The organism is Pseudomonas sp. ACN5, from assembly GCF_002303975.1.
Taxonomy (GTDB): domain Bacteria; phylum Pseudomonadota; class Gammaproteobacteria; order Pseudomonadales; family Pseudomonadaceae; genus Aquipseudomonas; species Aquipseudomonas laurylsulfatiphila.
Map to the genome: position 1 here is coordinate 1 of NZ_MRCP01000022.1, position 25,087 is coordinate 25,087.

A 25,087-nucleotide genomic window follows, 5' to 3' on the forward strand; every position below is an offset into this window, starting at 1 on the left:
GAGTAACTTGTGATGCTGATAATCTGTTGACTAGCAGTCTGACTCCACAAGCACCCACACGAATTGCTTGATTCAGTTGTTAAAGAGCGGTTGGTTAAGATCTTTCGTCTCAACCGAGGCGCGCATTTTACAGCAGCCTCATTTGCTGTCAAGTGATTTTTTTCAGAAGTTTTCAAGGAATCCTTAACAACTTCAACCACTTGCGCTTTCGATCTCTCGTCAGCGGGAGGCGAATTCTACAGCGTTACTCGCTGCTGTCAACACCTCTTTTTCAACTTCCTTGGCGCTTCGATGAACTGAAGCAACCCGCTGCCGAAAACTGCGTAACTCTTTGTTTATCAAGGAGTTTTCCGTTTCGACTGCGCCGGAAGTGGGGCGAATTATAGACATCTGAAATCAGCCGTCAAGCACTGACTTTGCTTTTCTATCAATAACTTGCAGAAAGCGCCAAAACGCCGGGTTTGCAGCCTATATAGAGAAGCAAAAGCGCTTCCCTATATAGAGGAGAGCAATCAAAGCACGCCAGACGCCTTGAGCGCAGACACCGAGCCTGCATCCAGCCCCAAGACCCGATGCAATACCTCCAGCGTATGCTCACCCAGCAAAGGTGGCGCAAACCGGTACTCCACCGGGGTTTCGGACAGACGAATAGGGCTCGCCACCTGAGGCACCATTCCCGCCAGCGCATGCGGCAGCTCGATGGCCAAGCCGCGCGCCTTGACCTGAGGATCGGCAAACATCTGCGCCAGGTCATTGATAGGCCCGCATGGCACGCCCGCCTGCTCCAGCTGCGCCACCCATTCAGCGGTGGTCTTGAACACCGTTGCCTGGCGGATCAGCGGAATCAACAGCGCACGGTTCGCTACCCGCAGCTTGTTGGTGGCAAAACGCGGATCGTCCGCCCACTGCGGCTGCCCGGCCACTTCCGCGAACTTGCGGAACTGCCCGTCGTTCCCAACGGTAAGGATGAAATCGCCGTCCGCCGTAGGAAAATCCTGATAGGGCACAATGTTCGGATGAGCATTACCCAAGCGTTTAGGCGCATTGCCTGTCGTCAGGTAGTTCATGGCCTGGTTGGCCAGACAGGCCACCTGCACGTCCAGCAGCGCCATGTCGATATGCTGACCACCGCCGTCGTGATCCCGATGCGCAAGCGCAGCCAGGATCGCGACAGTCGAGTACAGCCCGGTCAGGATATCCGTCAGCGCCACGCCAACCTTCACCGGCCCCGCACCTTCTTCGCCTTCAGGTCGCCCCGTGAGGCTCATGAGACCGCCCAACCCCTGGATCATGAAGTCATAACCCGCACGCTTGGCGTAAGGACCGGTCTGGCCAAACCCGGTGATCGAGCAATAGATCAGGTCCGGATTGATCGCCTTCATCGATTCATAGTCCAGGCCATAGGCCGCCAGACCACCAACCTTGAAGTTTTCGATCAGGATGTCCGACTTCGCCGCCAGCTCACGCACCAGCTTCTGCCCTTCGGGGCGAGTGAAGTCGATGGTGACCGATTGCTTGTTGCGGTTGGCCGACAGGTAATAGGCAGCCTCGCTGGTGTTTTCCCCATAAGCGTCTTTAAGGAACGGTGGCCCCCAGGCGCGCGTGTCATCACCGTTACCGGGGCGCTCGACCTTGATCACTTCAGCGCCGAGGTCGGCCAGGATCTGCCCGGCCCAAGGCCCGGCCAGCACCCGCGATAAATCCAGTACCCGTAGATGCGATAGCGCGCCCATGGACGTCCTCCTGTTAATAGAACGCCTGGATGCCGGTTTGCGCACGACCGAGGATCAGTGCATGGACGTCGTGCGTACCTTCATAGGTATTCACCACTTCCAGGTTCACCAGGTGGCGAGCAACGCCGAACTCATCGGAGATGCCATTGCCGCCCAACATATCGCGAGCCATGCGCGCGATGTCCAGGGACTTGCCGCAAGAGTTGCGCTTCATCATCGAAGTGATTTCGACCGCCGCAGTGCCTTCATCCTTCATACGACCCAGACGCAGGCAGCCTTGCAGCGCCATGGTGATTTCGGTCTGCATGTCGGCCAGTTTCTTCTGGATCAACTGAGTGGCTGCCAATGGACGGCCGAACTGTTGGCGATCCAGGGTGTACTGGCGAGCGGTGTGCCAGCAGAACTCGGCCGCACCCAGTGCGCCCCAGGAGATACCGTAACGTGCCGAGTTGAGGCAGGTGAAAGGACCTTTCAGGCCACGGACATCCGGGAAGATGTTCTCTTCCGGCACGAACACGTTGTCCATCACGATTTCACCGGTGATCGATGCCCGCAGGCCAACCTTGCCGTGAATCGCCGGAGCGCTCAGGCCTTTCCAGCCTTTCTCCAGAACGAAGCCGCGGATGTCGCCGGCATCATCCTTGCCCCAGACCACGAACACGTCGGCAATCGGGCTGTTGGTGATCCACATCTTGCTGCCGGTGAGGCTGTAGCCGCCTTCCACTTTGCGCGCACGAGTGATCATCGCGCCCGGGTCGGAACCGTGGTTAGGCTCGGTCAGACCGAAGCAGCCGATCCACTCGCCCGAGGCCAGTTTCGGCAGGTACTTCTGCTTCTGCGCTTCGGTACCGAACTCATTGATCGGCACCATCACCAGCGAGGACTGAACGCTCATCATCGAGCGATAACCGGAGTCGATACGCTCGACTTCACGGGCGATCAGGCCATAGCTGACGTAGTTCAGGCCACTGCCACCGTACTGCTCGGGGATGGTTGCGCCCAACAGACCCACTTCGCCCATTTCGCGGAAGATCGCCGGATCGGTCTTCTCATGGCGGAAAGCTTCAAGAATGCGCGGCGCCAGGCTCTGCTGAGCGAACTGCGCAGCCGTGTCGCGAATCATGCGTTCTTCTTCAGTGAGCTGTTGATCCAGCAGCAGGGGATCGATCCAGTTGAAGCTAGCTTTACCACCCATGAGTGTGTCCTCTCGAATCGGGTCAAATAACGTGGAGTGATCCTAGGCCTGGATCGGCGCTACGGCAAACGAGGATTTCGCATACTGTTGTGCTAATTTCTCACTCCGAAACGTCGCAAAAGAGCTTTTATGCGATGCATTAGTGAGGTTGACGTACATGCGCAGGAAGATACCCAGCACCACCGCCCTGATCAGCTTCGAGGCCGCGGCGCGCCATGAAAGCTTCACCAAGGCCGCCCAGGAGCTTTCGCTGACCCAGGGGGCGATCTGCCGACAGATCGCCAGCCTTGAGGAGTTCCTAAGCGTAGAACTGTTCCGACGTTCGCGGCGCGGAGTGAAGTTGACGGAGGCCGGGCTTTCCTACAGCCGCCGGATCGCCACTCAACTTGATGCAGTTGAGCGCGACACCTTGTCCGTGATGGGCCAGCAGGGCACCAACGTAATCGAATTGGCCGTGGTGCCGACCTTCGGCACCCAATGGCTGCTGCCACGACTCAAGGATTTCCAGCACAAGCACCCGGAAGTGACGGTCAACCTGACCAACCGCACACGCCCGTTCCTGTTCGCCGACACTGATTTCGATGCCGCGATCTACTTCGGCGACGCGGATTGGTCGGGTACAGAATCCCACAGGCTGATGGGTGAAAATCCGATGCCCGTTTGCAGCCCCAACCTGCTCGGAAACAACAACAGCCTTACGCCCGACGAAATCGCCGATTTGCCCCTGCTGCAACAAACCACCCGTCCTTATGCCTGGCGCCAGTGGTTCGACTCCCAACACCTGAATGTCCCGCGAGACATGACAGGCCCCCGCTACGAGCTATTCTCCATGCTCGCCCAAGCGGCCATGCATGACATGGGCATTGCCCTGATTCCGCCGTTCCTGATTCAAAGGGAGTTGAAAGAAAAACGTCTGGTGATCGCCAACCCGCAAGCACTGTCCAGCATCAAGGCTTATTACCTGATGATTCCTGAGCGAAAGGTCGAATCCGCGTCTTTAAGGGCATTTCGTGACTGGCTGGTAAACCAGGCGCACAGCTACAGCCTAGAGGAGTAAAGGCTCTCCAACGTTACTTGACCCCGTAGTCAGCAAAAACAAAGCCCTACAGATATACGTATTTGTCGCATGACAGCAAACTGTATCGAAAAGTCGTACAAACGTCCCACAAGCGCCAGATCACGCGGCTTTGGGCCACTATTTCGAGGCGATGCCGCATCATTCATACGGCCGATGTATAAATTCTTCAATTTCGGCCAGAATCCTTGTAAAGCACGGTTTGCAAGGGATCGAGCCGGTTGGTTGCGACATTCGGTCACGGGGTGACTTGTAGTTAATTTTCCGTCACCCGTCATAATCCCTTGAAGGGCACAAAGTTCGCCTGCAAAATGCCGCGCCCCGCCCTGATTTGGCGGGATCGTGCTGATCGGCCGCCCCAGCCGCACCATCCGTAGTGCATGGGTTTACTCAATAAGATCACGCAGGAGATTTGACGTGCACATTGGTGTTCCTCTCGAAACCCAGACCGGTGAAACACGGGTTGCTGCAACCCCGGAAACCATCAAGAAGCTGATCAGCCAGGGTCATAAGGTCACTGTACAAAGCGGCGCCGGCGTTAATGCCAGCGTTGTCGACAGTGCCTATGAAGCGGCAGGCGCAACCATTGGCAGCGCCAATGATGCGTTTGGAGCAGAGCTGATTTTGAAGGTGGTCGCCCCCAGCGACAGCGAGCTGGCGCTGATCAAAAGCGGCACCGTTGTGGTGGGTATGCTCAATCCGTTCAACAACGAAACCATCGCCAAAATGGCCGAGTGCGGCATTACCGCCTTCGCCCTGGAGGCTGCGCCACGCACCTCCCGCGCCCAAAGCCTGGATGTGCTGTCGTCGCAAGCCAACATTGCCGGTTACAAGGCTGTCTTGCTGGCCGCTCACCATTACCCACGTTTCATGCCGATGCTGATGACGGCTGCGGGCACCGTAAAAGCGGCGCGCGTGCTGATCCTTGGTGCCGGTGTGGCCGGATTGCAGGCCATTGCTACGGCAAAACGCCTGGGTGCGGTGATCGAAGCCTCTGACGTGCGTCCTGCGGTGAAAGAGCAGATCGAATCCCTCGGCGCCAAGTTCGTCGACGTGCCTTACGAGACCGACGAAGAGCGTGAATGCGCCGTTGGTGTCGGTGGTTACGCCCGGCCGATGCCGGCCAGCTGGATGCAGCGCCAGGCCGCGGCCGTGCACGAACGCGCCAAGCAGGCTGACATCGTCATCACCACAGCACTGATTCCCGGTCGCAAGGCACCGACGCTGCTCAGCGCAGAAACCGTGGCACAGATGAAACCGGGCTCAGTAGTCATCGACCTCGCGGCAGCCCAGGGCGGTAACTGCCCGCTGACCGTGGCCGATCAGGTGGTCGTCGAAAATGGCGTGACCATCGTTGGCCCGACCAACCTGGCGGGCGCAGTGGCGGCCGATGCGTCGGCGCTGTACGCACGCAACCTGCTGGACTTCATGAAACTGTTGTTCGATAAAGAAGGACAACTGGTGATCAACCTTGAAGACGATATCGTCGCCGCGTGCCTGATGTGCCGCGACGGCCAGATCGTGCGCAAGAACGGCTGAGGATAAAAACAATGGAAGACATGCTGATCTCTCACGGTATCTACAACCTGATCATCTTCGTGCTGGCCATCTACGTCGGCTACCACGTGGTCTGGAACGTTACACCTGCACTGCACACGCCACTGATGGCTGTCACCAATGCCATCTCTGCCATCGTGATCGTCGGCGCCATGCTCGCCGCCGCCCTCACTGTCACCCCGCTGGGCAAGACCATGGGTACCCTGGCCGTGGCCCTGGCTGCGGTCAACGTCTTTGGTGGCTTCCTGGTGACCCGGCGCATGCTGGAAATGTTCAAGAAGAAAGCGGCCCCGGCAAAAACTCCGGCCGCCAAGGCCGAAGCAGTCAAGGCTGAGGTGCAGCAAGCATGAGCATGAACCTGGTTACTTCCCTGTATTTGATCGCCTCGGTTTGCTTCATCCAGGCGCTCAAGGGCCTTTCGCATCCCACCACGTCGCGTCGCGGCAACCTGTTCGGCATGCTCGGCATGGGCCTGGCGATCCTCACCACGGTCGGCCTGATCTACAAGCTCGGTGCCGAACTGGCCCAGGACGGTATCGTCTACGTGATCGTCGGCCTGCTGATCGGCGGCACCGCCGGTTCGATCATGGCCAAACGCGTTGAAATGACCAAGATGCCCGAACTGGTCGCCTTCATGCACAGCATGATCGGCCTGGCCGCGGTGTTCATCGCCATTGCAGCAGTCGTCGAGCCGCAATCGCTGGGTATCGTTGCACAACTGGGTGACGCGATCCCGGCCGGTAACCGCCTGGAGCTGTTCCTCGGTGCGGCCATTGGTGCGATCACCTTCTCCGGTTCGGTCATCGCTTTCGGCAAGCTGTCGGGCAAGTACAAGTTCCGCCTGTTCCAGGGCGCACCGGTACAGTTCACCGGTCAACACAAACTGAACCTGCTGCTTGGCGTGGCTACCCTGGGCCTGGGCATCACCTTCATGTTGACCGGCGATCTCAGCGCCTTCGCCTTGATGCTGGCCCTGGCCTTCATCATGGGTGTGCTGATCATCATCCCGATCGGTGGCGCGGACATGCCAGTGGTCGTGTCGATGCTCAACAGCTACTCCGGCTGGGCAGCGGCAGGTATCGGCTTCTCGCTGAACAACTCGATGCTGATCATCGCGGGTTCGCTGGTAGGTTCGTCCGGCGCGATCCTCTCGTACATCATGTGCAAGGCGATGAACCGCTCCTTCTTTAATGTACTGCTCGGCGGTTTCGGCAATACAGCCGACGCAGGTCCGGCAGGCGCCAAGGAAGCCCGTCCGGTGAAATCCGGCTCGGCTGACGACGCGACTTTCCTGCTGACCAACGCCGACACCGTGATCATCGTTCCGGGCTATGGCCTGGCGGTAGCACGGGCGCAGCATGCGCTGAAGGAACTGACCGAGAAGCTGACCCATCGCGGCGTGACCGTGAAGTACGCGATCCACCCGGTTGCCGGTCGTATGCCGGGCCACATGAACGTGTTGCTGGCGGAGGCCGAAGTACCTTACGACCAGGTGTTCGAGATGGAAGACATCAACTCCGAGTTCGGCCAGGCCGACGTGGTGCTGGTGTTGGGCGCCAACGACGTGGTCAACCCGGCCGCGAAGAACGATCCGAAATCGCCGATTGCCGGCATGCCGATCCTCGAAGCGTTCAAGGCCAAGACCATCATCGTCAACAAGCGCTCGATGGCCAGCGGCTATGCCGGCCTGGACAACGAACTGTTCTACCTGGACAAAACCATGATGGTGTTCGGTGACGCCAAAAAGGTCATCGAAGACATGGTAAAAGCCGTCGACTAATCCTCTGCGGTACACAGAACGCCCCGACTCGTCGGGGCGTTTTTGTTTGCGCAAATCGTCGGACAAACCACTCTTTTGTTACCGATCCGGTAACGGTGTTTTGCTTGAAAGGCGCGGAATAGACGCCTCGATTGCGACCTTGGTAGCGGGACAGAAGTCGACGCAATTCACTAGACTGCACGTCCTGCTACCTGTTGCCCGAGATAACAATCCATGTACCGTGACCGTATTCGCCTGCCTTCGTTGTTGGACAAAGTGATGAGCGCTGCCGACGCTGCCGCCCTGATTGAGGATGGCATGACCGTCGGCATGAGTGGCTTTACTCGCGCCGGAGAAGCCAAAGCCGTTCCTCAGGCGCTGGCCGAGCGCGCCAAGGTCACGCCACTGAAGATCAGCCTCATGACTGGCGCAAGCCTGGGCAACGACCTCGACAAGCAGTTGACCGAAGCCGGTGTGCTCTCGCGGCGCATGCCGTTTCAGGTCGACAGCACCCTGCGCAAGGCGATCAACGCCGGTGAAGTCATGTTCATCGACCAGCACCTGTCGGAAACCGTGGAGCAATTGCGCAACCAGCAATTGAAACTGCCGGACATTGCCGTGATTGAAGCCGTTGCGATCACCGAGCAAGGGCATATCGTGCCAACCACTTCGGTAGGCAACTCGGCCAGCTTCGCGATTTTCGCCAAGCACGTGATCGTCGAGATCAACATGGCACACAACCCGAACCTCGAAGGCCTGCACGACATCTATATCCCGACCTATCGCCCGACCCGCACTCCGATTCCATTGGTCAGAGTCGACGACCGCATTGGCAGCACCGCCATCCCGATTCCAGCGGAAAAAATCGTCGCCATCGTGGTCACCAATCAGGCTGACTCACCCTCCACGGTACTGGCGCCAGACGCCGAGACCCAAGCCATTGCCGACCACCTGATCGACTTCTTCAAACAGGAAGTGGCCGCCGGACGCATGACCAACAAGCTCGGTCCACTACAGGCCGGTATCGGCACCATCGCCAACTCGGTGATGTGTGGCCTGATCGACTCGCCGTTCGAAGACCTGACGATGTATTCCGAGGTGCTGCAGGACTCGACTTTCGACCTGATCGACGCCGGTAAGCTGAGCTTTGCTTCGGGCAGCTCGATCACCCTTTCGAGCCGGCGCAACGCCGATGTGTTCGGCAACCTGGAGCGTTACAAGGACAAGCTGGTCCTGCGCCCGCAGGAAATCTCCAACCACCCGGAAGTCGTGCGCCGCCTCGGCATCATCGGCATCAACACGGCGCTGGAGTTCGACATCTACGGCAACGTCAACTCCACCCACGTCTGCGGCACCCGGATGATGAACGGCATCGGTGGCTCCGGCGACTTCGCGCGCAACGCACACCTGTCCGTATTCGTGACCAAGTCGATTGCCAAAGGCGGCGCAATCTCCAGCGTGGTACCGATGGTCAGCCATGTTGACCACACCGAACATGATGTCGACATCCTCGTGACCGAAGTGGGCCTGGCAGACTTGCGAGGCCTGGCGCCCCGGGAGCGTGCCCGGGTCATCATCGACAAGTGCGTGCACCCGGATTACCGCCAGGCGCTGAATGATTACTTCACTGCTGCGTGCGCCATCGGCGGACATACCCCGCACATCCTGCGTGACGCACTCAGTTGGCACATAAACCTGGAAGAAACCGGGCACATGCTGAAGAAGTAATTGCTACAGATAACAGCTGGCGCAAACACAGTTTCGCCAGCTTGCTCTTGTCACCCTCGTAATATGAAAAAAACTGTACTGCTGTACTGGTCATTTCCTACGGAAAATTCCTACCTCATCGGGGTAAAACAGCGTTTTTGCACTTAAACAGTGCAGACAGGTACAGTTGCCTCAATTTCGACCAGTACACCCCCTATAAACAGTTAACTGAGCTCTCACAATACAGATGAACTGTATCTACAGAGACTAGGCAAACAAGAGGATCATGGGCACCAGTTAAACCACTACCTAATCCCGCCACAAGCGGAAGGATGACCACCATGGAACGTACACTCAGTTCCGATCTGTTCTTCGAAGACACTGCTGCAAAAACCCAGGCTTCCCTGCCTCTGCGCGTTATCGCCAACCTGATGTTGTGGCAGCGCCGCATTACCAGCCGCCATCAACTGGCTCGCCTGGATTCGCGTCTGCTGGCTGACGCCGGGATTAGCGAAGCACAACGCTACGAAGAGCTGAGCAAGCCGTTCTGGCGCTAAGTTAGCGTCGCTGGCTCTGACCTTAAGGTCCACCGCCAGCAACCCGAATTGAAAAAACAAAACCCGTCGTGGGCAACCACGACGGGTTTTGTCGTTTTGGCCTGGCAAACCCGGTCTTACAGAAGAGAAACCTGATCACCAGTACAGTTTGAAAAAAACATAAACTGCATGAGTACAATATTGCCGCCGTGTGTCTGTAGTGGATACTCGGCAGGTGTCAGCATGGAGCTTTCCACTTATCAGGACAGGGACCGTGCCATGAAGAACCTGCAGGATTTTTCCATTCCCTCGGCTCAATCGAGAACTTGCCAGCACTGGCTTCGAGGGCTGCTGAAGGGACTCTGCGCTGGCCTGGAAAGGGCGAGAACACGACGTTTGCTGGCTCAACTCGATGATCGCCAGCTATCGGATCTGGGTATCAGCCACGCCGACCGCAGCCATGAATTGGATAAACCCTTCTGGCGCTGACTTACCGCGCACAGGGTCAGGACTGTTCGAACCGACACAGACAGGCCTAATATCACTTCAGAACGTGGCGAACGCCGAGTGCCTGGCGTCTGACTTTGCAGACACTGCGCCATATTTCAAATGGTCTACCAAAAGGAGTTACCCCATGTCCCGTCTTCGCCTGCTTAGCGCCGCGGCCCTGTTTGCCGTGGCTGCCAGTGCCCAAGCCACCAGCTTCATCGTGACCACGGATGCTGTGGTCAATGCGCTCAAGGCCACTTCCGATGCGACCACCAACATCGTCTCGTCGTCGTTCAAGGATGACAAGATTGTCCTCGCCGCCCGTGACGACGCCGCCAGCTTCGTCGCCAGCGAAGGCTCCATCCGCGGCGTGAAGCTGGAAAGCGCCCTCGACCACATTCGCCATAAGGCGCCGCAACTGAGCGCAACAGACGCACAACTGGCTCAGGCGATCCTGACCATCTAAACGGCGGTACAGACATGGGGCACGCCCGGCGTGTCCCAATGTTTTGGCACTGGCTCTAGACCGGCCCTTGCGCTAGCCTTGGGACTCACTTTCAACTGTCGAGTCTCATGCGTTTTCTTTCCATTCCCTTGATCGCTCCAGTTTTTCTTACTCTGGGTTACTGCGCATCAGCCCACGCTTATGACGCCTTTAACCTGTCCACACAGGGCACCGTCGCCAGTGGTTACGCCACAAGCCTCGTGACCTCCGCCCCCTTCGACCATAAACTACTGCTCGCCGCCCACGATGATGCCGCGGCATTCATTGCCAGTGACGGCCAACTGAGAGGCGCACGACTGGAGTCGGCCCTTCGGTATCTGCGCCAGACCCAGGCAAAACTTCATGCCAGCGACCTTGAACTGGCGCAAGCAATTCTCGTCCAATAGTTATCCCCGTTTTTCTGGAGTTCGATCCATGCGTAACCCGCTGATTGCTGCCATCCTCGGCCTGCTGCTGTTGGCCGATGTGGCCCAGGCACATACTCTGGTTGCCACCAGTAACATCCTGATCCGTGCGACCCAGCGCACCCTCGATTTCACCTCCGACACCACCACGTCCATTCGCGATTCGAAAATCGTGCGCGAAGCCCAGGACGACGCCGCCAGTTTCGTCGCCAGCAACGGCGACATTCGTGGCGCTCACCTGGAGTCCGCTTTCAACTTGCTGCGTACCCGCGTGCCGGAAGCGCGCGACGCCAGCGATCAGGATCTCGCCGAAGCCATCCTCGCACTGTGAGGTGTCCACGTGCCTGGCTGCTGACCGGGGCCCTGTTGCTGCTTGGCAACACGGCCCACGCAGGCCTTCAGTTGCAACTCAAGACCGAAGGTCTGACGCCCGCGCAACAGCAAGCCAGCCAGGCGTTGCTTGATGAAGCCATGCAGGCGCTGCCGCCACGTTTCATCGAGCAACTGGACCGGCGTATCGTCGTCGGCTGGACCGATGACATGCCGCGCAATGCCTACGGCCAGGCATCGCTGGTGTCCGAGCTCGATCTGAACCGCAATCTGTTGGCCGGTCTCACCGATGGCAGCGCTGCGAGCAAAAAAACCCATCGCCCCCATGGCACCGTGCGTCGGGAGATGCTGGCCACTGTGTTGCACGAGCTGACTCACATCTACGACCGTTCGCGCCTGTGGCCGGATGACGAGCGCAAGTTGATTCAGCGCTGCACCCGGCGCAACAACAGCTCAGGGCTGGTCGGCATACCCGACCAATGTCGGGGCCAGTCCGATCGGCGCTTTACCCTCAGCGACGATCCGCGCCTGCTCGACCTGGCCGGCTGGCAGCAATACGTAGGCCGTCGGGGTGAACGCGAACAGCACAATCGCCAGATTGCCCGCAGTCCGGATATCTACGAGACCAGCAGCCCCAAGGAATTCGTCGCGATCAACATGGAGTATTTCCTCCTTGACCCGAGCTACGCCTGCCGCCGTCCCGCACTGTATCGCTACTACAAAGAGCATTTCGGCTGGGCGCCCGCCGCCAGTGACACCTGCAGCAACACCGTCGCGTTCCTCAATGCCGGCAACGATTTCGCCAAGACACCGCTGGGGCAGGTCGATCCGGAGCGGGTCTATGCCGTTGACTATCTGCTGGCCGAGGCTAACCAGAACCTGTTCAGCCGCTGGGGCCACAGCATGCTGCGTCTGGTGATCTGCGCGCCGGGCCGCCCCCGTGGTCCGGATTGCCGACTGGACCTGGACCAGCACCTGGTGCTGTCGTATCGCGCCTTCGTCGGCGACGTACAGTTGTCGAGCTGGGATGGCCTGGTCGGTAAATACCCGTCGCGGCTGTTTATCCTGCCGCTGTCCCAGGTCATCGACGAATATACCAAGACCGAACTGCGCAGCCTGGCCTCCGTGCCCCTGAACCTGTCGCGCACAGAGGTTGAAGACGTGGTGGAGCGTGCCGCCGAGATGCACTGGAGCTACGACGGCAACTACTTCTTCCTGTCGAACAACTGTGCGGTGGAAGAACTGAAATTGCTGCGCGGCGGCACCAACAATCCGAAATTGGTAGGGCTCGACAACATCATGCCCAACGGTTTGCTGGAAGTGCTCAAAGGTCGAGGGTTGGCGGACACCAGTGTGCTGGACGATCCGCGGGAAGCCTTGCGCCTGGGTTATCGTTTCGATTCCTTCCGCGAACGCTATCAGGCGATGTTCGAAATCCTGAAAAAGCACTTGCCGATCAAACAGGAAACCGTCGAAGAGTGGCTGGACTTGAAAGCCGCGGATCGTCGGCAATGGTTCGACCAGGCGGACCTGCGCACCAGCGCGGCGTTGCTCCTGCTGGAACAGGCCAGTTTCCGTCAGCAGATGCTGCTGGCTCAGGATGAAGTGAAGCAGCGCTATCTGGGCGCCCGAGAACTGCAGAATGGCGGCATGGACAAGGCCAACCAGACGCTCAAGGACATTCTCGCCAACAGTGGCTTCCTCAGCCGTCCGGCGGAACTACTGGGCACCAACGGATATGGCTTGCCACAGCCGAGCGAGTGGGAGCACCTGGAATCGGAAAGCAGCCAGCGCCAGAAGCAGCTTCTGGCGCTGTCCGGGGACCTGGACAAGGAAGTGAGAGCGTTGCTCGAACCGGGTCGTGCCGCCGAAATGGCCGCCAACGAAGCCAACGTGAAGCAGATTGGCGAGCATTTGCGCAAACTGCACAAGGCAGCAGGCGGCATAGAGTTGCCTTGATACCGCGACCTGTGGGAGCGAGCTTGCTCGCGATGAGGGCTGCACATCCAGCATTGATGTCGGCTGACACGCCGCTATCGCGAGCAAGCTCGCTCCCACAAGGTTTACCGCGTTTTGCTGTTCAGTCCCTGAATCAGGAACGGTGCCTTCAGCTGACGCGGGCCTTACGCACGCCTTCGGCCAATGCCGAGCACAGGCTCAGCACGCCATCCACGGCTTGTTCCGGGGACGTGGCATTGGCGATGTGATCGATCAACGCCGAGCCCACCACCACGCCATCAGCCAGGCGTGCAATGGACGCTGCCTGTTCCGGAGTCCGGATACCGAAACCGATACTGATCGGCAGGTCGGTATGGCGGCGCAGACGGGCAACCGCTTCCTCGACGTGTTCCAGCGTGGCGGCACCTGCGCCGGTCACACCGGCCACCGACACGTAGTAGACGAAACCGGAGCTGCCGTTAAGAACAGTCGGCAGGCGCACATCGTCGGTGGTTGGCGTGGTCAGGCGGATGAAGTCCAGGCCCGCAGCCTGCGCCGGGTCGCACAGCTCGCCGTTGTGCTCCGGCGGCAGGTCGACCACGATCAGGCCGTCAACGCCGGCCTCTTTGGCTTCGGCAATGAAGCGCGGTACACCGTACATGTGGATCGGGTTGAAGTAACCCATCAGCACCAGCGGCGTTTCGTTGTTGTCCTGGCGGAACTCGCGAACCATTTGCAGGGTTTTCGCCAGATTCTGTTTGGCACCCAACGCACGGATGTTGGCGAGCTGGATGGCCGGGCCGTCAGCCATCGGGTCGGTGAAGGGCATGCCCAACTCGATCACATCGGCGCCAGCCGCCGGCAAGCCCTTGAGGATTGCCAGGGAGGTGTCATAGCCCGGGTCGCCAGCGGTCACGAAGGTCACCAGGGCGGCACGGTTCTGTTCCTTGAGTTCGGCAAAACGCGTTTGCAGGCGGCTCATCAGTGTTTCTCCTGCTTGGATTGTTCCATGTGGTGCATCACGGTCTGCATGTCTTTGTCGCCACGGCCGGACAGGTTGACCACCATCAGGTGATCCTTTGGCAGGGTCGGTGCGCGTTTGAATACTTCAGCCAGGGCATGGGCGCTTTCCAGGGCCGGGATGATCCCTTCCAGGCGGCAGCACTGGTGGAACGCGGCGAGGGCTTCGTCGTCAGTCACCGAGGTGTACTGAACGCGGCCGATGTCGTGCAACCAGGCGTGTTCCGGGCCGATGCCCGGGTAGTCGAGGCCGGCGGAGATCGAGTGGGCATCGATGATCTGGCCATCGTCGTCCTGCAGCAGGAACGTGCGGTTGCCGTGCAGCACGCCTGGAACGCCGCCGTTCAGGCTGGCCGCATGCTTGCCGGTCTCGATGCCATAACCGGCCGCTTCAACGCCGATGATCTCGACACTCTTGTCGTCCAGGAACGGATGGAACAGGCCCATGGCGTTGGAGCCACCGCCAATGCACGCCACCAGGCTGTCCGGCAGGCGACCTTCCTGGGCTTGCAACTGCTCGCGGGTTTCCTTGCCGATCACGGCCTGGAAGTCACGGACCATCGCCGGGTAAGGGTGCGGACCGGCCACGGTGCCGATCAGGTAGAAGGTGCTGTCGACGTTGGTCACCCAGTCACGCAGGGCTTCGTTCATTGCATCCTTGAGCGTGCCGGTGCCGGCGACCACCGGGATAACCTCGGCGCCCAGCAGCTTCATGCGGAAAACGTTGGCCTGCTGGCGTTCGATGTCAGTGGTGCCCATGTAGATCACGCAATCCAGGCCGAAACGTGCAGCCACGGTGGCAGTGGCCACGCCGTGCATGCCGGCGCCGGTCTCGGCGATGATGCGTTTCTTGCCCATGCGTCGCGCCAGCAGGATCTGGCCGATGCAGTTATTGATCTTGTGCGCGCCGGTGTGGTTCAGCTCTTCGCGCTTGAGATAGATCTTTGCGCCGCCACAGAACTCGGTCAGACGCTCGGCGAAGTACAACGGGCTTGGACGTCCGACGTAGTCGCGCTGGAAGTAGGCCAGTTCTTCCTTGAATGCAGGATCTTCCTTGGCCAATTCATATTCACGGGCCAGGTCGAGGATCAACGGCATCAGGGTTTCGGCAACGTAGCGGCCACCGAACGCGCCAAACAGGCCGTTGGCATCAGGGCCGTTGCGCAGATTAGTCTGGGTCATTTGGCGCTCCAGTTGAATGCGTGAAGTGATGCATAAAGAGATAGTGGGCTTCACTCTACCCCTGACGCCCCGGCCTGAAAACCGATAAGATCGCCACAACCTGTCAGGAAAACTCACAGATCCAATGAGCCATGACCTTCCTCCGCTGAATGCGCTTCGCGCCTTCGAAGCCACTGCCCGCTTGAACAGTGTCAGTCACGCGGCCGAGCAGCTGCATGTCACCCATGGTGCGGTTAGCCGGCAGCTCAAGGTGCTTGAAGAACACCTCGGCGTCAGCCTGTTCATCAAGGACGGTCGCGGCCTGAAACTCACAGATGCCGGCTTACGCCTGCGTGACGCCAGCAGCGAAGCCTTCGAGCGCCTGCGCAGCGTCTGCGCAGAACTCACACAAAGCACGGCCGACGCCCCGTTCGTACTCGGTTGCTCGGGAAGCCTGTTGGCGCGCTGGTTTATCCCGCGACTGGGGAGGCTCAATGCCGACTTGCCGGACCTGCGTCTGCACCTGTCGGCCGGAGAAGGCGATCTCGATCCGCGAAGACCGGGACTGGATGCCTTGCTGGTCTTTGCCGAGCCACCCTGGCCGGCGGACATGCAGGTTTTCGAGCTGGCCAGCGAACGTATCGGGCCGGTCATGAGCCCTCGGTTCGCCGGCTATGAGCGGCTCAAGCAAGCGCCGGAGAGCGCACTGCTGAACGAACCCTTGCTGCACACCACTTCACGCCCGCAAGCCTGGCCAAATTGGGCGCAACAATGCGGCCTCGACGCCAGGGCGTTGAAGTACGGTCAGGGATTTGAGCATTTGTACTACTTGCTGGAAGCCGCTGTCGCGGGTTTGGGCGTGGCGATTGCCCCCGAACCCTTGGTGGCAGAGGACTTGAAGGCCGGCCGCCTGGTTGCGCCCTGGGGCTTCAGTGAAACCCCGGCACAACTGGCGTTGTGGCTACCCAAGCGCGCCGCGGACGGGCGCGCCCGGCAACTGGCGCAGTGGCTTAAAAACGAGCTGCGCCAAACGGATTAGTCACGCTTGCACAACAGATAAGCGGCCAGCAGGCCCAATGCGCCCACGGCGACACCGGCTGTCGTCCAGGGGTGCTCCTGGGCGTAGTCCCTGGTGGCAATCCCGGTTTCACGGGTTTTGACCTTGACCTCTTCATAGGCGTCGGCAAGCAGATGGCGCGAGTGCTTCAAGGCATTCTCGGCGTTGCCTTTCAGGGTCTTGAGGGTTTTACGCGACTCGTCCGAGGCATCGTCCTTCAGGTTTTCCAAAGACTTGAGCAGACTCTCGATCTCGGCTTCCATGCTTTGCAATGAGGCTTTGCGTAACGAGGTGTTGGCCATGGTGGCTCTCCTGCATTGGTGATGAGTGGCGTGTGTTGGTTGGGACTTCAGAGGTTCGAGAAAGTGCAGAAAATCTGAACTTCACTCTCAGAACGGCCAACAGAAGAAATAGGAAAAATCACTGCTAGGCTGTAATTCACACGCCAAGGAGAACGCCATGTCTGACCATCACACCTACAAGAAAGTCGAGCTGGTCGGCTCGTCCACCAGCAGTATCGAAGATGCGATCAACAATGCTCTGACCGAAGCCAGCAAAAGCATCAAGTACATGGAATGGTTTGAAGTCACCGAGACTCGTGGGCACATCAGGGACGGCAAGGCTGCGCACTTTCAGGTGACCCTGAAAGTCGGATTCCGGATTGCCAGCAGCTGACTTTGGGCTAGTCTTCTGAACTTGCACGCCGGCCGAATGCCATAGGGAATGGCAAAGCGCTGAATGAGTGCGTCCGGCTGACGGCTGGTTACCCCTATGATCCGACCAGGGAATGCAACCGATGAAGAAGTTTATGTTGGCGGTAGGTTTGTTAAGCCTTGCGGGGACCGTATTGGCAGATGGTGGCAAGCCATGCGAAGAGCTGAAAGCCGAAATCGCAGCGAAACTTGATGCCAAGGGCGTTTCCGGTTATTCGCTGGAGATTGTCGATAAAGGTAGTGCATCTGGCGGAAAAGTCGTTGGTCAATGCGAAAAGGGCGCCAAAGTGATCGTCTACAAAAAGTAGGCTGATCCTCGCCTGATTGAAAAAGCCGACGCCCTGGCGCCGGCTTTTTCATGCCTGCCGTTTGAGTATCAGCCGCGCATAACCTGCGCGAGCAGCTCGTAGGAATGCACGCGATCCGAATGTTCGTACAGGTCACAGGTGAAAATCAGCTCGTCAGCCTGGGTCTGTTCGATCAGGACCTCGAGTTTGGCGCGGATTTTCTGTGGGCTGCCAATCATGGCCAGACCAAGAAAATCGTGCACAGCCTCTTTCTCATGGGGCAGCCACAGGCCGTCCATGGTCTTCACCGGCGGACGCTGTACCAGGCTTTGGCCGCGCATCAGGGCGAGAATCCGCTGGAACACCGAAGTCGCCAGGTAATCGGCCTGCTCGTCGGTATCGGCTGCCACCAATGGCACGCCGAGCATTACGTAGGGTTTGTCCAAAACGGCTGAGGGCTTGAAGTGATTGCGGTAGACCCGAATCGCTTCATGCATGTAGCGCGGTGCGAAATGCGAAGCGAAGGCGTAGGGCAAACCACGTTCACCGGCCAGCTGTGCACTGAACAGGCTCGATCCCAACAACCAGACCGGCACATGGGTCCCGGTTCCCGGCATGGCGATGATTCGTTGATCCGGGGTACGTGGCCCGAGGTAGCGCACCAGTTCCGCCACATCTTCCGGGAAGTCGTCGGCACTGCCGGAGCGCTCGCGGCGCAACGCACGTGCGGTCATCTGGTCGGAACCGGGCGCGCGCCCCAGGCCCAGATCAATCCGGCCCGGATACAGGCTTTCCAGGGTGCCGAACTGCTCGGCAATCACCAAGGGTGCGTGGTTGGGCAACATCACACCGCCCGAACCGACACGAATGGTCGACGTGCCACCGGCCAGATAACCGAGCAGTACCGATGTCGCGGAACTGGCGATGCCGTCCATGTTGTGGTGCTCAGCCACCCAGAAGCGGTTGTAACCGAACTTCTCGACATGCTGCGCCAGGTCCAGCGAGTTGCGCAGCGACTGGGCCGCGCTGCCGTTCTCGCGCACCGGCACCAGATCGAGGGTCGAGAACTTGATATCGGACAGTCGTTTCATAAACCTGCTTCTCCAATTGAGGGCGCAGGTTTGTTCTTGCGAACGCAAACCTGCCGAATCCAAAAGCGTGTTCATGCAATGTGGGCATATACCCGAGTTTCAATAGCCCGGTAAAAAATCCCGCGAAAAAAGCAGATTGATCGGACGAAGTGAACTTTGCCCCTTCGTCTATCCTCACAACCCTGGCAACCGAAAACCCCACAGGCGCGACCTTTCGCGCCGACCTTCAGGAGGCAGGCATGGCTATCGTCAAGAAAGCATCGGCACATTGGGAAGGTGATCTGAAAACCGGCATCGGCGCGATTTCCACAGAAACCGGCGTGCTCCGGGAAGCCCCCTACGGCTTCAAGGCGCGCTTCGAAGGCGGCCGGGGCACCAACCCGGAAGAGTTGATCGGCGCTGCCCACGCCGGCTGTTTCTCCATGGCGTTCTCCATGATTCTCGGTGACGCCGGCCTGAAGGCCGATAGCATCGATACCCAGGCGGAAGTCACTCTGGATCAAGTGGACGGCGGTTTTGCGATCACCGCAGTGAAATTGGTTCTGCAGGCGAAAATCCCCGGGGCAAGCCAGGCGCAGTTCGAAGAACTCAGCAACAAGGCCAAAGAGGGCTGCCCGGTGTCCAAAGTGCTGAATGCCAAGATCAGCCTGGAGGCAACATTGGTCAGCTAGATCTTCATTTTTGCAAAGAAAAATCGCAGCCTTGCGTAACCTGCCGGGGTCATTCGGCAAGAGGAGCCCAAGGCTGCGATCTTTTTTGTGTCGTTACAGATTTGCCCGCTAATAATATGGTCGAATAAATGACAGCAGCGAAAACCTGTGAACAGGCGTGCTGCCTCAAAGGAGCTTCAACCATGAAACGTTTTGCCCTGGCGGTTATCTGTTGCGCATTGGCCACGTCGGCCCTCGCAGCACCGAAACCCTGCGAAGAGCTCAAGGCCGAGATCGAAGAAAAGATCCAGGCCAGTGGCGTCACTTCCTACACGCTTGAAATCGTCACTAACGACGAAGTGCACGACCAGAACATGGTCGTGGGCTCGTGCGAAAACGGCACCAAAAAAATCATCTACCAGAAGAACGACCGCTGACATCTCACATCAGGCAGTTGGCTTCCCGGTCTTCAGCGACGATCTCGCGCTTGGCGTTGTACAGCCGGGCGCCGGGGGTAAACGCTATGGAGCGGCCTTCGAGTACATAACGCTGACCGGCTTCGAAATGATCATAACGGATGGTCAGGTAGCACAGCCGCTCAGAGGGCCCGCTCATCATACTCAAGCCACCACCGCCGGGGACTTCAAAGTCGAAACGCACGATCAGTTCGTGGCTGCCGGGCGTCACTTCGAAATAACGCCCATCGCGCAATCGCTGTTTGTCCAGGCGTTCAGCCATCAACAACTTGTCGTTAGGGAAGGGCGTCGAAAAATCAACCCAGGCCATTTTTGGATCAGGTGTCGGCATCGGGCTTTGACAGCCCGCGACGACTCCAACGGCGAGTAACAGCATCAACCTGCGCATGATGGATGTCCCAGGGGATATGCATCCAGCATAACGCCGATCAGGTTCGTTGGCAGCCCGCAGGAGTGCCATGGCCGATCACTTTTCGCTGCTGATCATAGAGCTTGGCCCACGGCCGAAAACCGATGTTCCCCGCTTGCAGTTGATAACGTTCGCCGGCGTTGAAATCCTTGAATTTCACATTCAACTGACAATCGCGCCACAACGGCTCGGCGTCGGGGCCGATGTTGGTGGGCTGCACCGGAAACTGGTAGCGGACTGTCAATTCATGGCTACCGGGCTGAACTTCGAAGTAGCGTTTATCGTCGGTGGCCTTGTCATCGACCTCCAGTGCCTGCAACGCCGTATCTTCTTGCTTCGAGTCCAGGTCGATCCAGGCTTGCGCAGGATCATGGCGGGGTATTCCGAATCCGGCACAGCCGGCCAGCAACAGCAGACTTCCTGTCAGTATCATCGTGCGCATAGCGGAGCTCCAGTGAGGCGGGATAGTCTTGCGGGAAGACTCTCCAAGGAAGAATTATTGTGATCAGGCCGCTTCCTAGCCTTGGGTTACTTGATCGCGTTTTTCGCGTTTTGTTTCCGGGCGTGTTGTTTTTGTTGCTCAACGGTTGCACCAGCATCAGCTATTACAGCCAACTGGCCAGCGGCCAACTGCAGTTGCTGCGGGCCAGGGAGCCGGTTTCCAGCGTGATTGCCGACCCGGCGCGCGACCAAAAACTGCGTATGCACCTGGAGCAATCACAAAAGGCCCGAACGTTCGCCAGCCGGCAATTGCACCTGCCGGATAACCAAAGTTACCGCTTGTATGCGGACATTGGCCGTCCCTTCGTCGTCTGGAATGTCTTCGTCACGCCGGAATTTTCCCTCAAGCCTGTAAACCACTGTTTTCCCATCGCCGGCTGCGTGGCCTATCGCGGGTACTACAGTCAGAGCGCAGCTCGCGGCGAAGCAGCCTTGCAACGCTTGCAGGGCATGGACGTGTCGATTGGCGGTGTCGAGGCCTATTCGACACTCGGCTGGTTCAACGATCCGATCATCAGTTCGATGATGGGCTGGGGGGATGAGCGACTGGCCACGCTGATCTTTCACGAACTGGCCCATCAGCGCGTCTATGTGAAGGACGACACCGAGTTCAACGAATCCTTTGCCACCTTCGTCGAGCAGGAAGGTACTCGCCAATGGCGGGCCTATCGCCACCTGCCACCGGACAACAATGCGCAGGCGCGTCAGCGCGACCAGTTCACTGAATTGGTGCTGGAAACCCGCGCCAGGCTGGAAAAGCTCTACGTCTTGCCATTGCCAACCAAACAGATGCGCCAGCGCAAAGCGGCCGAGTTCGAGCGCTTGCGCAGCGAATACCGGCAACTGCGCGACAGTCAGTGGGCTGGAGACAAACGCTACGACGCCTGGATTCATGCCCCCATGAACAATGCCCGGCTATTGCCGTTTGGCTTGTACGACCAGTGGGTACCGGCATTTGACGCGCTGTTCCATCAGGTGGATGGCGATTGGCCCAGGTTCTATGCCGCCGCAGAAAAGCTCGGCGGCTTACCGACGGATGAGCGCAAGGCCGCGCTTAAGACGCTGGCTGACGACGTCGATCAACCAAAGAACCAGTAGCAAACACCGATTGCACCCAGCACCCCGGCCAGCTCCGCCAGCAAGGCGCAGCCAACCGCATGGCGCGCACGCTGGATGCCCACGGCACCGAAGTACACCGCCAGCACATAGAACGTGGTCTCGGTACTGCCCTGGATTGTCGCCGCCACCAGCGCCGGAAAGCTGTCGACGCCCGAGGTCTTCATGGTTTCAATCAGCATCGCCCGGGCGGCACTGCCGGAGAAGGGTTTGACCATCGCCGTCGGCAGCGCATCGACGAAGCGCGTGTCCCAACCGGCCCACGCCACCAGATGACGAATCCCGTCCAGGCCGAAGTCCAGTGCCCCGGAGGCCCGCAGGACACCCACCGCGCAGAGCATCGCCACCAGATAGGGCAGCAAGTTCTTGGCGACGTCGAAACCCTCTTTGGCACCTTCAACGAAGGCCTCGTACACCTTCACTTGGCGCAGCGCGCCGATCAGTAAAAACAGCATGATCAGGCCAAACAGCGTCAGGTTGCCGAGGATCGATGACAGGCCGGCCAGCGCGGTCGCCGAAAGGGTCGCCAGCAGCGCCATGAAACCACCGAGGGCGAGGGCGCCGGGGATCATGTAGGCCAACACCACCGGGTCCCAGACGCGCAAGCGCTGCATGAATGCCACCGACAGGAAGCCGACAATGGTCGAGCAACTGGTCGCCAGCAGGATCGGCAGGAACACCAGCGTCGGGTCAGGCGCGCCTTGCTGGGCGCGATACATGAAGATGGTCACCGGCAGCAGGGTCAGCGAAGAGGCGTTGAGCACCAGGAACAGGATCTGTGCGTTACTGGCGACGGTAGCGCTGGGGTTGAGTTCTTGCAGCGCTTTCATGGCCTTCAGGCCAATAGGCGTGGCGGCGTTGTCCAGACCGAGGCCGTTGGCGGCGAAGTTCAGGGTGATCAGGCCGATGGCTGGATGACCAGGCGGGACTTCGGGCATCAGGCGCAAAAACAATGGCCCCAAGGCCCTGGCCAACCATTCGACGATGCCGGCCTTCTCGGCAATGCGCAGAAAACCCAGCCAGAGGGTGAGGGTGCCGAACAGCAGCACCATGACCTCGACCGACAGCTTGGCCATGGCAAAAATGCTCTCCACCATCGCCGCGAATATCCCGGCGTTGCCACCAATCAGCCACTGCGCCAGCGCCGAAACGGCTGCCACGATGAAGAAGCCAAGCCACAGGCCATTGAGCATCAGTCAAATCCCCCAAAAGATCCGCGAATGATAGCGGGGTGACCAGAAACGACAAACCCCGGATTTCTCCGGGGTTTGTCTGGTGCGGCTTTCGTAGATCACTGTGGGAGCAGCCGGTCGACGCTCGATTGCTCGCGATAGCGGTGTATCCGTCGACATCAATGTCGGCTTTAGTCGGTCATCGCGAGCAAGCTCGCTCCCACAGGTTTTGTATCAGTTGCTGGAGGTTTCACCCGCCGGCAGCTTTTCCTTGCTACGCCAGTGCGGCAGGGAGTTCCAGTAACGCTGGCCCTTGGCGTCGTCGTACATGCCTTCCCAACGCGCGATAACCAGAACAGCCAGGGCGTTGCCGATCACGTTCAGTGCGGTACGGGCCATGTCCATGACGCGGTCGACACCGGCGATGAACGCCAGGCCTTCCAGTGGAATACCGACGCTGCCGAGGGTGGCCAGCAGGACCACGAAGGACACGCCCGGTACGCCGGCGATGCCTTTGGAGGTGACCATCAACGTCAGGACCAGCAGCAGTTGCTGGCTGATCGACAGGTCGATGCCATAGAGCTGGGCAATGAAGATCGCCGCAATGCTTTGGTACAGGGTCGAGCCGTCGAGGTTGAACGAGTAACCGGTCGGTACCACGAAGCTGCAAATGGCTTTCGGCGCGCCGTAGGCTTCCATCTTCTCGATCACGCGCGGCAGCACGGTTTCGGAGCTGGCGGTGGAGTAGGCCAGTACCAGCTCATCCTTGAAGATGCGCATCAGCTTGATCACCGAGAAGCCGAACAGGCGAGCGATCAGGCCCAGGATCACGAACGCGAAGAAGGCGATGGCGACGTAAACCAGGATCACCAGCTTGGCCAGCGGTATCAACGACGCGAAGCCGAAGTTGGCCACGGTCACCGCGATCAGTGCGAACACGCCGATCGGGGCGTAGTTCATGATCATGTGAGTGACCTTGAACATGCTTTCCGACACGCCCTGGAACATCTTCACCAGCGGCTCGCGCAGGTCCGCCTGCAGGCTCGACAGCCCGAGACCGAACAATACGGAGAAGAAGATGATCGGCAGCATTTCGCCGCGAACCATGGCCGCGAAGATGTTCGACGGGATCAGGTTGAGGATGGTTTCGATGAACGCGTGTTCATGCTGGACCTCGGCGGCAGTCGCCTGGTACTTGGAAATGTCCACAGTGCCCAGGGTGCTCATGTCGATGCCGGCACCCGGATGGAACAGGTTGGCCAGCAGCAGACCGACCACGATGGCGATGGTCGTGACGATTTCGAAGTAGACGATGGTCTTGAAGCCGATGCGTCCCAGCTTCTTGGCGTCACCAACGCCGGCAATGCCGACGATCAAAGAGGAGATGACGATCGGGATCACGATCATCTTGATCAGACGGATAAAGATATCGCCTGCCGGTTGCAGGACGTTGCTGATCCACCAGGCTTTTTCGGCACTGAAATGGTTGAGCAGCGCACCGATTGCTATCCCCAATACCAGACCGATGAGGATCTGCCAGGCGAGGCTAAGCTTTGCCTTCTTCATATCTTTACCCTTACTTGCGTTTGACTCAGGGAGATGCGCGAACTGGAACGCTCATGGCGAAAAAGTCTAGTGCATCTACCCCCCGTATAAGGTGCCCCGGAACGCGTGTTTGCGGCTCTCTGGCAGGCGAAAAAAGGCGCAACTATTCCGATGCAAGGAAGCGCCGTCTAATGCCGTAAACGCCTACCCTATGCCGAATCGGCATGAGGTTTTTTTGCTGAATGCGGCGTCGCAATCGGTTCGATTACGACATTTCGGCAGGCATAAGTGCCGTGAACCGGTCATCACAGAGCAGATTGAATGTTTTTTGAGCAGTGGCCGAGCGTTGATTTTTCAACAAAATCCCGTAGGACAAAGCGAAAAATCGCGACCAAAAAAAAGGGATTTTTCTCGATATACGGTCGCCTGTGAAACACCGGGAAAAGTAATTTCCGACGTAACAGGGACAAGGAGCCGATAACAGTGATGAAATCGAGACGAGCGCTCTATTTCAATGTGTTGCTTGATCCAGCCCTTCGCAAGCTCGTCGAGCCATGGTGGTCCGGCGAACTTGCGCAGCAGCTTTTCCTGACCCAGCCCTTACGCAGGTACTCCCTGTACCCGTAGGTCACTCCGCCCCTGAAGCAGGCAGAACATCCCG

General features: G+C 58.9%; 27 protein-coding genes. 17 read left to right on the forward strand and 10 right to left on the reverse strand.

The window, feature by feature from the left end:
* Positions 1–512 precede the first annotated feature (512 nt).
* A complete protein-coding gene (locus tag BSF40_RS28400) occupies positions 513–1,733 on the reverse strand; it encodes a CaiB/BaiF CoA-transferase family protein (RefSeq protein ID WP_095967827.1) in 1,221 nt (406 codons plus the stop codon).
* Positions 1,734–1,746: 13 nt separating this feature from the next.
* Positions 1,747–2,928 (reverse strand): acyl-CoA dehydrogenase, encoded by a 1,182-nt coding sequence (locus tag BSF40_RS28405; RefSeq protein WP_007969743.1) that lies wholly within the window; start codon positions 2,926–2,928, stop codon positions 1,747–1,749.
* A gap of 157 nt (positions 2,929–3,085) precedes the next feature.
* On the opposite strand from BSF40_RS28405, the gene BSF40_RS28410 reads away from it, so the two are divergent.
* From BSF40_RS28410 to BSF40_RS28460, 11 genes are all read left to right on the forward strand, one after another.
* Positions 3,086–3,985, forward strand: a complete 900-nt coding sequence (locus BSF40_RS28410) for a LysR family transcriptional regulator (RefSeq protein ID WP_095967828.1) — start codon at positions 3,086–3,088, stop codon at positions 3,983–3,985.
* A 435-nt stretch (positions 3,986–4,420) separates the two neighbouring features.
* On the forward strand, positions 4,421–5,542 hold the full coding sequence (locus BSF40_RS28415) for a Re/Si-specific NAD(P)(+) transhydrogenase subunit alpha (protein ID WP_007969746.1): 1,122 nt from the start codon (positions 4,421–4,423) through the stop codon (positions 5,540–5,542).
* 11 nt (positions 5,543–5,553) lie between these two features.
* The gene (locus BSF40_RS28420; protein WP_095967829.1) at positions 5,554–5,910 is read left to right on the forward strand and encodes an NAD(P) transhydrogenase subunit alpha; all 357 of its coding nucleotides are present in this window, start codon (positions 5,554–5,556) and stop codon (positions 5,908–5,910) included.
* Positions 5,907–7,340, forward strand: coding sequence for an NAD(P)(+) transhydrogenase (Re/Si-specific) subunit beta (locus tag BSF40_RS28425; protein WP_095967830.1), 1,434 nt, complete (start codon positions 5,907–5,909; stop codon positions 7,338–7,340). The genes BSF40_RS28420 and BSF40_RS28425 overlap by 4 nt, the downstream gene beginning before the upstream one ends.
* A gap of 213 nt (positions 7,341–7,553) precedes the next feature.
* A complete protein-coding gene (locus BSF40_RS28430) occupies positions 7,554–9,047 on the forward strand; it encodes an acetyl-CoA hydrolase/transferase family protein (protein WP_095967831.1) in 1,494 nt (497 codons plus the stop codon).
* Between the two features lie 320 nt (positions 9,048–9,367).
* Complete coding sequence (locus tag BSF40_RS28435) at positions 9,368–9,583, forward strand: DUF1127 domain-containing protein (RefSeq protein WP_007969750.1); 216 nt, start codon at positions 9,368–9,370, stop codon at positions 9,581–9,583.
* Positions 9,584–9,841: 258 nt separating this feature from the next.
* Positions 9,842–10,051, forward strand: coding sequence for a DUF1127 domain-containing protein (locus BSF40_RS28440; protein ID WP_095967888.1), 210 nt, complete (start codon positions 9,842–9,844; stop codon positions 10,049–10,051).
* 145 nt (positions 10,052–10,196) lie between these two features.
* Positions 10,197–10,517: a DUF2388 domain-containing protein gene (locus BSF40_RS28445; RefSeq protein ID WP_095967832.1), complete on the forward strand. Its 321-nt coding sequence runs from the start codon at positions 10,197–10,199 to the stop codon at positions 10,515–10,517.
* Between the two features lie 107 nt (positions 10,518–10,624).
* Positions 10,625–10,942, forward strand: coding sequence for a DUF2388 domain-containing protein (locus BSF40_RS28450; RefSeq protein ID WP_095967833.1), 318 nt, complete (start codon positions 10,625–10,627; stop codon positions 10,940–10,942).
* Between the two features lie 28 nt (positions 10,943–10,970).
* Positions 10,971–11,291 carry a DUF2388 domain-containing protein gene (locus tag BSF40_RS28455; RefSeq protein WP_008045884.1) on the forward strand — a complete coding sequence of 107 codons (321 nt, stop codon included), beginning with the start codon at positions 10,971–10,973 and terminating at the stop codon, positions 11,289–11,291.
* The gene (locus tag BSF40_RS28460; RefSeq protein ID WP_095967834.1) at positions 11,288–13,249 is read left to right on the forward strand and encodes a DUF4105 domain-containing protein; all 1,962 of its coding nucleotides are present in this window, start codon (positions 11,288–11,290) and stop codon (positions 13,247–13,249) included. Before BSF40_RS28455 ends, BSF40_RS28460 begins: the two co-directional genes overlap by 4 nt.
* A 148-nt stretch (positions 13,250–13,397) precedes the next feature.
* Here BSF40_RS28460 and trpA read toward each other — a convergent pair whose 3' ends face one another.
* Entirely contained in the window at positions 13,398–14,210 is an 813-nt protein-coding gene (gene trpA, locus BSF40_RS28470) for a tryptophan synthase subunit alpha (RefSeq protein WP_015092933.1), read from the reverse strand.
* Positions 14,210–15,430, reverse strand: a complete 1,221-nt coding sequence (gene trpB, locus BSF40_RS28475) for a tryptophan synthase subunit beta (RefSeq protein ID WP_008002146.1) — start codon at positions 15,428–15,430, stop codon at positions 14,210–14,212. Before trpB ends, trpA begins: the two co-directional genes overlap by 1 nt.
* A gap of 124 nt (positions 15,431–15,554) precedes the next feature.
* On the opposite strand from trpB, the gene BSF40_RS28480 reads away from it, so the two are divergent.
* Positions 15,555–16,448 (forward strand): LysR family transcriptional regulator, encoded by an 894-nt coding sequence (locus BSF40_RS28480; protein WP_095967835.1) that lies wholly within the window; start codon positions 15,555–15,557, stop codon positions 16,446–16,448.
* Here the strand turns inward: BSF40_RS28480 and BSF40_RS28485 are convergent.
* On the reverse strand, positions 16,445–16,768 hold the full coding sequence (locus tag BSF40_RS28485) for a YqjD family protein (protein WP_095967836.1): 324 nt from the start codon (positions 16,766–16,768) through the stop codon (positions 16,445–16,447). The genes BSF40_RS28480 and BSF40_RS28485 overlap by 4 nt on opposite strands.
* A 157-nt stretch (positions 16,769–16,925) precedes the next feature.
* Between BSF40_RS28485 and BSF40_RS28490 the strand changes: the two genes are divergently transcribed.
* Both BSF40_RS28490 and BSF40_RS28495 read left to right on the forward strand, forming a co-directional pair.
* Entirely contained in the window at positions 16,926–17,141 is a 216-nt protein-coding gene (locus BSF40_RS28490; RefSeq protein WP_015092929.1) for a dodecin, read from the forward strand.
* A gap of 121 nt (positions 17,142–17,262) precedes the next feature.
* The gene (locus tag BSF40_RS28495) at positions 17,263–17,487 is read left to right on the forward strand and encodes a DUF1161 domain-containing protein (RefSeq protein ID WP_015092928.1); all 225 of its coding nucleotides are present in this window, start codon (positions 17,263–17,265) and stop codon (positions 17,485–17,487) included.
* A gap of 68 nt (positions 17,488–17,555) precedes the next feature.
* Here the strand turns inward: BSF40_RS28495 and BSF40_RS28500 are convergent, their stop codons facing one another.
* Positions 17,556–18,557: an LLM class flavin-dependent oxidoreductase gene (locus tag BSF40_RS28500; protein ID WP_095967837.1), complete on the reverse strand. Its 1,002-nt coding sequence runs from the start codon at positions 18,555–18,557 to the stop codon at positions 17,556–17,558.
* A 239-nt stretch (positions 18,558–18,796) separates the two neighbouring features.
* On the opposite strand from BSF40_RS28500, the gene BSF40_RS28505 reads away from it, so the two are divergent.
* Together BSF40_RS28505 and BSF40_RS28510 are read left to right on the forward strand one after the other, a co-directional pair.
* The gene (locus tag BSF40_RS28505) at positions 18,797–19,228 is read left to right on the forward strand and encodes an OsmC family protein (RefSeq protein ID WP_095967838.1); all 432 of its coding nucleotides are present in this window, start codon (positions 18,797–18,799) and stop codon (positions 19,226–19,228) included.
* Between the two features lie 182 nt (positions 19,229–19,410).
* Positions 19,411–19,644, forward strand: coding sequence for a DUF1161 domain-containing protein (locus BSF40_RS28510; protein ID WP_095967839.1), 234 nt, complete (start codon positions 19,411–19,413; stop codon positions 19,642–19,644).
* A 4-nt stretch (positions 19,645–19,648) separates the two neighbouring features.
* On the opposite strand, the gene BSF40_RS28515 is transcribed toward BSF40_RS28510, so the two are convergent.
* The gene (locus BSF40_RS28515; protein WP_007969772.1) at positions 19,649–20,071 is read right to left on the reverse strand and encodes a hypothetical protein; all 423 of its coding nucleotides are present in this window, start codon (positions 20,069–20,071) and stop codon (positions 19,649–19,651) included.
* 40 nt (positions 20,072–20,111) lie between these two features.
* Positions 20,112–20,534, reverse strand: coding sequence for a hypothetical protein (locus BSF40_RS28520; protein ID WP_095967840.1), 423 nt, complete (start codon positions 20,532–20,534; stop codon positions 20,112–20,114).
* A 59-nt stretch (positions 20,535–20,593) separates the two neighbouring features.
* Between BSF40_RS28520 and BSF40_RS28525 the strand changes: the two genes are divergently transcribed.
* Positions 20,594–21,691: an aminopeptidase gene (locus BSF40_RS28525; protein WP_095967841.1), complete on the forward strand. Its 1,098-nt coding sequence runs from the start codon at positions 20,594–20,596 to the stop codon at positions 21,689–21,691.
* Here the strand turns inward: BSF40_RS28525 and BSF40_RS28530 are convergent.
* Both BSF40_RS28530 and gltP read right to left on the reverse strand, forming a co-directional pair.
* On the reverse strand, positions 21,673–22,902 hold the full coding sequence (locus BSF40_RS28530) for a nucleoside recognition domain-containing protein (protein ID WP_095967842.1): 1,230 nt from the start codon (positions 22,900–22,902) through the stop codon (positions 21,673–21,675). The two genes, BSF40_RS28525 and BSF40_RS28530, sit on opposite strands and share 19 nt — an antisense overlap.
* Before the next feature lie 213 nt (positions 22,903–23,115).
* Positions 23,116–24,447, reverse strand: a complete 1,332-nt coding sequence (gltP, locus tag BSF40_RS28535) for a glutamate/aspartate:proton symporter GltP (protein WP_015092920.1) — start codon at positions 24,445–24,447, stop codon at positions 23,116–23,118.
* Between the last annotated feature and the right edge of the window lie 640 nt (positions 24,448–25,087).

Excerpts from the sequence above, each read along its gene's own strand:
- BSF40_RS28400 (WP_095967827.1), bottom strand. The coding sequence starts at position 1,733 with ATGGGCGCGCTATCGCATCTACGGGTACTGGATTTATCGCGGGTGCTG.
- BSF40_RS28405 (WP_007969743.1), bottom strand. The coding sequence starts at position 2,928 with ATGGGTGGTAAAGCTAGCTTCAACTGGATCGATCCCCTGCTGCTGGAT.
- BSF40_RS28410 (WP_095967828.1), top strand. The coding sequence starts at position 3,086 with ATGCGCAGGAAGATACCCAGCACCACCGCCCTGATCAGCTTCGAGGCC.
- BSF40_RS28420 (WP_095967829.1), top strand. The coding sequence starts at position 5,554 with ATGGAAGACATGCTGATCTCTCACGGTATCTACAACCTGATCATCTTC.
- BSF40_RS28425 (WP_095967830.1), top strand. The coding sequence starts at position 5,907 with ATGAGCATGAACCTGGTTACTTCCCTGTATTTGATCGCCTCGGTTTGC.
- BSF40_RS28430 (WP_095967831.1), top strand. The coding sequence starts at position 7,554 with ATGTACCGTGACCGTATTCGCCTGCCTTCGTTGTTGGACAAAGTGATG.
- BSF40_RS28435 (WP_007969750.1), top strand. The coding sequence starts at position 9,368 with ATGGAACGTACACTCAGTTCCGATCTGTTCTTCGAAGACACTGCTGCA.
- BSF40_RS28440 (WP_095967888.1), top strand. The coding sequence starts at position 9,842 with ATGAAGAACCTGCAGGATTTTTCCATTCCCTCGGCTCAATCGAGAACT.
- BSF40_RS28445 (WP_095967832.1), top strand. The coding sequence starts at position 10,197 with ATGTCCCGTCTTCGCCTGCTTAGCGCCGCGGCCCTGTTTGCCGTGGCT.
- BSF40_RS28450 (WP_095967833.1), top strand. The coding sequence starts at position 10,625 with ATGCGTTTTCTTTCCATTCCCTTGATCGCTCCAGTTTTTCTTACTCTG.
- BSF40_RS28455 (WP_008045884.1), top strand. The coding sequence starts at position 10,971 with ATGCGTAACCCGCTGATTGCTGCCATCCTCGGCCTGCTGCTGTTGGCC.
- trpA (WP_015092933.1), bottom strand. The coding sequence starts at position 14,210 with ATGAGCCGCCTGCAAACGCGTTTTGCCGAACTCAAGGAACAGAACCGT.
- trpB (WP_008002146.1), bottom strand. The coding sequence starts at position 15,430 with ATGACCCAGACTAATCTGCGCAACGGCCCTGATGCCAACGGCCTGTTT.
- BSF40_RS28480 (WP_095967835.1), top strand. The coding sequence starts at position 15,555 with ATGAGCCATGACCTTCCTCCGCTGAATGCGCTTCGCGCCTTCGAAGCC.
- BSF40_RS28485 (WP_095967836.1), bottom strand. The coding sequence starts at position 16,768 with ATGGCCAACACCTCGTTACGCAAAGCCTCATTGCAAAGCATGGAAGCC.
- BSF40_RS28490 (WP_015092929.1), top strand. The coding sequence starts at position 16,926 with ATGTCTGACCATCACACCTACAAGAAAGTCGAGCTGGTCGGCTCGTCC.
- BSF40_RS28495 (WP_015092928.1), top strand. The coding sequence starts at position 17,263 with ATGAAGAAGTTTATGTTGGCGGTAGGTTTGTTAAGCCTTGCGGGGACC.
- BSF40_RS28500 (WP_095967837.1), bottom strand. The coding sequence starts at position 18,557 with ATGAAACGACTGTCCGATATCAAGTTCTCGACCCTCGATCTGGTGCCG.
- BSF40_RS28505 (WP_095967838.1), top strand. The coding sequence starts at position 18,797 with ATGGCTATCGTCAAGAAAGCATCGGCACATTGGGAAGGTGATCTGAAA.
- BSF40_RS28510 (WP_095967839.1), top strand. The coding sequence starts at position 19,411 with ATGAAACGTTTTGCCCTGGCGGTTATCTGTTGCGCATTGGCCACGTCG.
- BSF40_RS28515 (WP_007969772.1), bottom strand. The coding sequence starts at position 20,071 with ATGCGCAGGTTGATGCTGTTACTCGCCGTTGGAGTCGTCGCGGGCTGT.
- BSF40_RS28520 (WP_095967840.1), bottom strand. The coding sequence starts at position 20,534 with ATGCGCACGATGATACTGACAGGAAGTCTGCTGTTGCTGGCCGGCTGT.
- BSF40_RS28530 (WP_095967842.1), bottom strand. The coding sequence starts at position 22,902 with ATGCTCAATGGCCTGTGGCTTGGCTTCTTCATCGTGGCAGCCGTTTCG.
- gltP (WP_015092920.1), bottom strand. The coding sequence starts at position 24,447 with ATGAAGAAGGCAAAGCTTAGCCTCGCCTGGCAGATCCTCATCGGTCTG.